The 6,265-nt window shown below is 32.3% G+C and carries 7 protein-coding genes; 1 reads left to right on the top strand and 6 read right to left on the bottom strand.

Annotated elements, in window-relative coordinates; translation table 11 throughout:
* Both PHC28_RS14350 and PHC28_RS14345 read right to left on the bottom strand, forming a co-directional pair.
* The coding region (locus PHC28_RS14350; protein ID WP_300102065.1) for a phosphoenolpyruvate carboxykinase (ATP) at positions 1-680 on the bottom strand (680 nt) is incomplete at its 3' end.
* 80 nt (positions 681-760) lie between these two features.
* Complete coding sequence (locus tag PHC28_RS14345) at positions 761-1,147, bottom strand: DUF423 domain-containing protein (RefSeq protein ID WP_300102062.1); 387 nt, start codon at positions 1,145-1,147, stop codon at positions 761-763.
* Positions 1,148-1,306: 159 nt separating this feature from the next.
* On the opposite strand from PHC28_RS14345, the gene PHC28_RS14340 reads away from it, so the two are divergent.
* Complete coding sequence (locus PHC28_RS14340; protein WP_300102060.1) at positions 1,307-2,665, top strand: saccharopine dehydrogenase C-terminal domain-containing protein; 1,359 nt, start codon at positions 1,307-1,309, stop codon at positions 2,663-2,665.
* Positions 2,666-2,732: 67 nt separating this feature from the next.
* Here PHC28_RS14340 and PHC28_RS14335 read toward each other — a convergent pair whose 3' ends face one another.
* From PHC28_RS14335 to PHC28_RS14320, 4 genes are all read right to left on the bottom strand, one after another.
* Entirely contained in the window at positions 2,733-4,424 is a 1,692-nt protein-coding gene (locus PHC28_RS14335) for a M56 family metallopeptidase (RefSeq protein WP_300102057.1), read from the bottom strand.
* The gene (locus PHC28_RS14330) at positions 4,421-4,792 is read right to left on the bottom strand and encodes a BlaI/MecI/CopY family transcriptional regulator (RefSeq protein WP_300102054.1); all 372 of its coding nucleotides are present in this window, start codon (positions 4,790-4,792) and stop codon (positions 4,421-4,423) included. Before PHC28_RS14330 ends, PHC28_RS14335 begins: the two co-directional genes overlap by 4 nt.
* 2 nt (positions 4,793-4,794) lie before the next feature.
* Positions 4,795-5,217 carry a hypothetical protein gene (locus PHC28_RS14325; RefSeq protein WP_300102052.1) on the bottom strand — a complete coding sequence of 141 codons (423 nt, stop codon included), beginning with the start codon at positions 5,215-5,217 and terminating at the stop codon, positions 4,795-4,797.
* Positions 5,218-5,480: 263 nt separating this feature from the next.
* Positions 5,481-6,265 (bottom strand): M20/M25/M40 family metallo-hydrolase (locus PHC28_RS14320; RefSeq protein ID WP_300102049.1); only part of this gene is annotated, 785 nt, incomplete at its 5' end.

Here is a 6,265-nt window from a genome sequence, read left to right as displayed (position 1 = left end):
CCCACATTGGCACTGCAATGCATTGGTAACGTATTTTTGAAAACTGGCATAATAAAATTTAACGCTGAAAAAATTCCCTTTTTCATTTCGCCAGTATAACCAGTACCTCCAATAAGAACAATTTTTCTAGAAAAATCTAAAATTGCAAAATTACCTTGACGCGTTCCATCAACTTCTGGATTTGCCATAAAACTTGGAACACAAAGTAATGTCCATTCGGGGGTGAAATCTTCTAGTTCTTCAGGTTCAGGTCTCAAAAACATATTGAAACAGAATAAATTTGCCCAAGCAGTTTCGGTAACAACACGTACATTGAGCCTGTAATTGGAATCTGCACAAACATATGAGTCTCTGACAAAAACTTCTTTATTCGATAAATAGTCAGTTACTTTAGTATACAATTTTTCAAAAGCTTCAGGTTCAAAAGGGATATTGATATTTCCCCACCAAACTTTGTCTTCAGTAATGCTGTCTTTTACTATAAATCGATCTTGAGGTGAACGTCCAGTAAATTCGCCAGTGTTAACAGCTAATGCTCCAGTAATATTTTCGATTCCTTGACCAGATTGCAAGGTGATTTCGTGCAATTCTTCGGCTGATAATTGGTAATGAATTTGCGAATTTTCGATTCCTAAATAATTTAACGAAATCGATTTCGTAAACAAGGCGTAGTTGTCCATAAATTTGTGTGTTGTGAGGTTTAATTTATTGGACGCAAAAGTAGAAATTAAATTTTTATCGTGATTTGTTTATAGTAGTTTTATGATTTTTTGCTAAAATAATTCAACAATAATGTTCCCCAAGCTAATATTAATAGCAATCCGCCGATAGGTGTTACGAATCCAATAATTTTAAAATCAAAAGCAGTAAGGCTATTTGTTGCCAATAAATAAATGGACCCCGAAAAGAAAAACACGCCAAAAATAACCAAATAATAAATTGTTTTTTTGGCTTTTTGGGACATCTCATTTATCATTCCAATGAACATCAAAAATAGTGCGTGATACATTTGGTAACGAACTCCTGTTTCAAAAGTAGAAAGTTCCTCCATCGATAAAACTTTTTTTAAAGCGTGGGCTCCAAATGCTCCTAAAATAATTGCCAACATTCCGAAAATTGCTCCTGTAGAAATAATTTTTTTGTCCATTATCTATTTTATTTGACACAAAAATATCTCTTTCTTATCAAAGGGAGAGAATTTTAACTTTACTTTTTGTTTCCATTTTTAAGAATCATTTGCATTTTAATCTATTTCTATTGTTACAAATGCAACAATTATATATATTTGTGTTATATTTATATAATTATGAGAACAATCCTAATCATTGGAGCAGGGAGATCGGCTTCGTCGTTGATACAATACCTTTTAAATAAATCGGAAGAGGAAAAATTGCATCTTATTATTGGAGATTTATCATTGGCGTCAGCCCAAAGCAAAACGAATAACCATCGCAATGCAACTGCCATTTCCTTAGATGTCTTTGACAAAAACCAAAGAAATGCTGCCATTCAAAAAGCAGATATTGTGATTTCAATGTTGCCGGCGCATCTTCATATTGAGGTTGCCAGAGATTGTATTGTGTATAAAAAACATATGGTAACCGCTTCTTATGTGAGTGATGCAATGCAGGAATTGGATGCTTTGGCCAAGGAAAACAATTTGATTTTAATGAATGAAATTGGTCTTGATCCAGGAATTGATCATATGAGTGCAATGAAAGTAATCAATGAAATTAGGGCAAAAGGAGGGAAAATGCTTTTGTTTGAATCTTTTTGTGGTGGACTCGTTGCGCCAGAATCAGACACCAATCTTTGGAATTATAAATTTACTTGGGCTCCACGAAATGTTGTTCTTGCAGGACAAGGTGGCGCGGCGAAATTTCTTCAAGAAGGAACCTATAAATACATTCCGTATTGGAATTTATTTCGCAGAACAGAATTTCTTGAGGTTGAAGGCTACGGCAGATTCGAAGCTTATTCGAACAGAGATTCACTCAAATATATAGATATTTATGGATTGAAAAACATCCTTACTTTATATAGAGGAACTATTCGTAGAGTTGGTTTTTCTAAAGCTTGGAATATGTTCGTACAACTCGGAATGACTGATGATAGTTACATTATGGAAGATTCCGAGAATATGAGTTATCGCCAATTCGTTAATTCTTTTTTACCCTATCACCCAACAGATTCTGTTGAAAGTAAGATGCGTTTGATTTTAAAAATTGATCAAGACGATATTATGTGGGATAAATTATTAGAATTAGATTTGTTCAATCCTAATAAAAAAGTAGGATTACAAAATGCTTCTCCTGCCCAAATTCTAGAAAAAATTCTTGGTGATAGTTGGACGCTTCAAGCTAAAGAAAAAGATATGATTGTGATGTATCACAAATTTGGATACGAAATTAATGGTAAAAAAGAACAGATAGATTCAAAAATGGTTTGTCTTGGCGAAAACCAAACGTATACTGCAATGGCTAAATCCGTTGGTTTGCCTGTTGCAATGGCGACATTGTTAATTTTGAACGGCAAGATTAAAACTCCTGGGGTTCAACTCCCAATTCGAGAGGAAGTGTATTTGCCTATTTTAAAAGAATTGGAAGAATATGGGGTTATTTTCAACGAACAAGCAGTGCCTTATTTGGGATATAATCCTGAATAAGTAAAATTACCACAAATTCGCAAATTTTATCAAGTTACTTAATTTGCGGGTTAAATAATCTATTAATTTACTTTGATTGTAAAGCTATCGGTAAACTAAATTTCATTCTAACCGCTTTACCATCTTCTTTGCCAGGAATCCATTTTGGACTTAATTTTAATACTCGCACAGCTTCTTCGCCTGCTCCAAAACCTAAATCTCGAAGCACTTGAAATTCCGATAATGAACCGTCTGTTTCTACCATAAACGAAATATATATTTTTCCGTTTCCTTTAAATTGATTAGGAATTTTGAAATTAGCTGCAATGAATTTGTAAAACTCCTGCATTCCACCTGAAAATTCTGGTAATATATTTTCAATTGTCACTTTCGATTTTTTAATTTCTACAGATTCTTCCCTAAAATCATTGGTTTTACCCCATTTATCTGCGCAGTTTTGAGTAGTTATTATTTCTTTTCCACCAAATTTTTTCAAAGAGTTTTTTAAATTTTTGTCAAAATAATCTTTTGTATAAAAACTATATTGAAAAGGCTGAGGAAATTTCTTGCTCTGGGCATTTTTAGAAACGGAACTTCCTATAAAATAGACAAAATATGAAGCTGAGTATTTATTTAATTGAGTGTTTGGGTAATGCTTTCCATCAATCCAAATAGCATATTTTGCAGCGTTTTTAAAATCGTTAAGTTCTTTTTTGCTAGGTGATTTCTCTATAAATGGTTTTGGAACAAAAGGGAGATAGCTGTCTTTTTCTTCTGAAGTAAGTTGTTCGTATTGTTTATCAATGATAATTTTTTTGCTGCAATCTTTAAATATTACTCGCACACCAGCGTAATATTCATCTCTTCTGTCCTTTGTTGGATTTTCTTTTGTTTCAGATTGAGCTTTTACTATTGTGTTGCTTTCTTGAGCCATTGTTTTTAAACATAAAAAGAATACTAATCCATAAATAAATGGAATTAAAGCGATTTGTTTAAAAATTGCTTTGGTTTGTGATGTGGTTTTAGTCATCATAATTAATCTTTTTTTAGTTAAGGAATAGTTTAAATTACTGGTTAAATAGTAAATTGGGTTGTTGTTTACTTTTGAAAGTAGTAAATTTTGATAAAAAGAAACATTGTCATAAGAGGTCACTACTTTCTCATCTGCAAGAAATTCATGGTTGAGTTGTATGGCTTTTTTATATAAAATAAAAAGAGGATTGAACCAAAAAATAGTCTTCAAAATTTCTATAAATAACACGTCGAAAGTATGTTTTTGAGTAACGTGAGTTAATTCGTGTGAGAATAATTCAGCCTCTATCTTTTTATTGTTATAGTCGGTTTCATTGATGAAAATGTTGTCTAAAAAAGTATGAGGAAGTACTTTTTCTTTCAGTAAAATCAATTTGGCGTTTTTGTAATCAATTGTTGTATTCGATTTAATTTTGGAAGTAATTTTTAGAATGTTTCTCATAAATCGGATGGAAAACAAGAAAGTAATCAACCCATAAATACTCCAAAGTAGTATTGGCAAATAGTTTGTTTCTTCAACAGGCACAATACTTCCTTGACTGATTTGAAATGTATTATTTTGTACAATTGGGGTTGTTATTTCCTCGACAACTTCAATTGTTATAAAAGGAATTACAATTGAAAATACAAGGCTTAACAATAGGTAAAACCTGTTGAAAACGTGCATTTTTTCTTTTTCCAATAAAAGATGATATATGGCTAAAAGCACAAATAATGGAATCGTGGATTTGATTAGAAAGTCGGTCATATTTTCTTTTTTTGAAGTTCAACATCTATGATTTTTTTTAATTCTTCTAATTCCAATTCAGATAAATTGGTTTCTTTGGTAAAGAAAGAAGCAAATTGCGAAGCCGAATTATTAAAGAAATTCGTAATCAATCCGTTGACATGTTTAGAAAAATAATCTGATTTTTTTACCAAAGGATAATATTCTCTTGAGTTTCCAAATTCGTTATAAGCAACGAATTTTTTGTCAATCATTCTTTTCAATAACGTCGCAACGGTCGTTGTTGCAGGTTTTGGCTCTGGATAGGCTTCGAGCAAGTCTTTCATAAAGGCTTTTTCGAGTTGCCAAAGATGTTCCATTAATTGTTCTTCTGAGTTGGATAGTTGCATATTTATTGTATTTTGATTTCGGATTTTAATTCTCCGTCTTCATATTGTTTTATTAAAACTAATTTCCCTTTGTTATTGTAAAATTGCCAATTGCCAAAATAAAACCAATGCGTTTCCTGGCTTGTTGTTTCCAATTTTGTTTTCCCTTTTGATTGAATTTTTCCATTTGCATTATAAAATATTGTGTAACATATATCCTTCTTATATTTCTCTTTTTTTAAAATTTTACTGTTTTGATAATAGCACCATTTTTTTATTGGATCTCCTTTATAGTATTTTCCGACCGATTTAAATTGTATTGTATCCAAGGGATATTCCTCTATCCAAAGTCCTTCTCTTTGTTTATTTTTTATTTGATTGATAGGGTTAGTTTTGCATCCAAAAAAGATGAAAAAGGAAAACATTATCATAATTATATATCGCATAATATAAGTTCACTCTACAAAAATAGAAATTATTCTACAAATGTAGAGCAATAAATTTAATATCCAAATTTATTTATAAAAAAAATCCGTTCACTCTGTTTAGGATGAACGGATTAAATATAAAAGGGACACGGATAAAACGGATTTACTTCGTAAAGACACAGATAAAACGGATTTTAAAATTGCATTTAATTATAAATAAAATCTGTTTTTATCCGTGTTTTCGCTTTTGCGAATCCGAGTCATCTGCGTCCCAAAAATAATTATTTCGACATTTCCACAAAATACTTATAAAACAACGGAATAGTTTCTATTCCTTTCAAATAATTAAATATCCCGAAATGCTCGTTTGGCGAATGAATAGCATCAGAATCCAAACCAAATCCCATCAAGATAGTTTTACTTTTTAGTTCTTTTTCGAACAAGGCGACAATAGGGATACTTCCTCCTGAACGTACTGGAATTGCAGGAACTCCAAAAGTTTCTGTGTAGGCTTTGTTTGCGGCTTTATAGCCAATGCTGTCCGTTGGTGTTACATAACCTTGTCCGCCGTGATGCGGTTTTACTTTTACTTTCACTCCAGCTGGAGCAATATTGATAAAATGGTTGGTAAATAATTCGGTGATTTCCTCCCAATCTTGGTTTGGAACCAATCGCATCGAAATTTTGGCGAAAGCCTGACTTGCAATTACGGTTTTGGCACCTTCACCAGTGTATCCGCCCCAAATTCCGTTGATGTCAAGTGTTGGTCTGATGGAATTTCTTTCATTGGTTGTATAACCTTTTTCGCCATAAATGTCGTTGAGGTCCAAAGCTTTTTTGTAATCTTCTAAATTGAAAGGTGCTTTTGACATTTCGGCTCTTTCTTCCAGTGATAATTCTTCGACTTTGTCATAAAAGCCAGGAATGGTAACGTGGTTGTTTTCGTCGTGAAGCGAAGCAATCATTTTTGCCAAAACATTAATAGGATTAGCCACTGCACCACCATACAATCCAGAATGTAAATCTCTATTTGGACCTGTAACTTCAACTTCTACATAACTCAAAC

Origin of the sequence: Flavobacterium sp., from assembly GCF_028712645.1 — a bacterium.
In the GTDB taxonomy this organism is placed as follows: domain Bacteria; phylum Bacteroidota; class Bacteroidia; order Flavobacteriales; family Flavobacteriaceae; genus Flavobacterium.
This window is presented reverse-complemented; position numbering and strand designations above follow the sequence as displayed.

Coding starts and splice junctions, on each gene's coding strand:
- PHC28_RS14340 (WP_300102060.1), top strand. CDS start 1,307: ATGAGAACAATCCTAATCATTGGAGCAGGGAGATCGGCTTCGTCGTTG.
- PHC28_RS14335 (WP_300102057.1), bottom strand. CDS start 4,424: ATGACCGACTTTCTAATCAAATCCACGATTCCATTATTTGTGCTTTTA.
- PHC28_RS14330 (WP_300102054.1), bottom strand. CDS start 4,792: ATGCAACTATCCAACTCAGAAGAACAATTAATGGAACATCTTTGGCAA.
- PHC28_RS14345 (WP_300102062.1), bottom strand. CDS start 1,147: ATGGACAAAAAAATTATTTCTACAGGAGCAATTTTCGGAATGTTGGCA.
- PHC28_RS14325 (WP_300102052.1), bottom strand. CDS start 5,217: ATGCGATATATAATTATGATAATGTTTTCCTTTTTCATCTTTTTTGGA.